Origin of the sequence: Acinetobacter sp. AS5, assembly GCF_048957595.1 — a bacterium.
Taxonomy (GTDB): domain Bacteria; phylum Pseudomonadota; class Gammaproteobacteria; order Pseudomonadales; family Moraxellaceae; genus Acinetobacter.
Map to the genome: position 1 here is coordinate 1 of NZ_JARDAL010000153.1, position 795 is coordinate 795.

Sequence of the window (795 nt, forward strand, 5' to 3'; positions counted from 1 at the left end):
CATCTCGCGTCCACGGTCATAGGTCAACGTTTTACGCAGTTCTGCAGGTAAATATTTCAGAGCTTCAGTTAAAGCCTTGCGCACTGATTCTGCCTTTGCATCAGGTAATGTTGCCAAGATACAGAGCCGTGTATTTCGTTCAATAAGTGTTGCTATCGAACTTTTATTGTCTTTACCTTTAATTAAATCAGCTTCCCAATGACCCGGTATTTTTCTTTCTTGAACTTCGGCTGGGCGCTCATGAATAGTTTTAATATCCTGTAATATAGAATCTTTTTTAGGTTCACCGTTAGCTTTTCGCTTTTTATTTTCATGACGCAGACAGGATAATAAGTCTTTTTTCAACTCACCCTTGGGTAATGCTCGTATCGTTGAATAAATCGTTGTATGGCTTACATTCATTGTTTGATCCAAATCAGGAAATGTCTTTAAACGCTTTGCTATTTGCTGAGGAGACCATAAACAACGGATCGCTTCAACAATAAATTTCCAGAGGATTGAATCGATTTTGAGTTTTCTGTGACCACGTCTACGTCTAGCGAAGGTGTTATCAGAAGCATATCGAGCTTGATAAACGTCATTGATGCTATTTCTTTTAAGCTCACGATAGATCGTACTAGGATGTCTTTTAATGAGTTCAGCAAATTTTCTGGCTGAAAAGCCTTCTTTTCTTGACTCAAGCATTAATGCAGTACGATCTTCAAAGTTAAGATGATGGTATGACAATTTTATATACTCCATAAACCCTTTAAATTAATTAGGTGGTTTATGTCGCACTTCAAGTTTTACTCTGCC

Annotated in this window: 1 protein-coding gene; it reads right to left on the reverse strand. The window is 37.6% G+C overall.

Annotation, left to right across the window (positions count from 1 at the left end; genetic code table 11):
- The coding region (locus tag PV763_RS17705; RefSeq protein WP_079265016.1) for an IS30-like element ISAba125 family transposase at window positions 1-741 on the reverse strand (741 nt) is incomplete at its 3' end.
- Window positions 742-795: the final 54 nt, after the last annotated feature.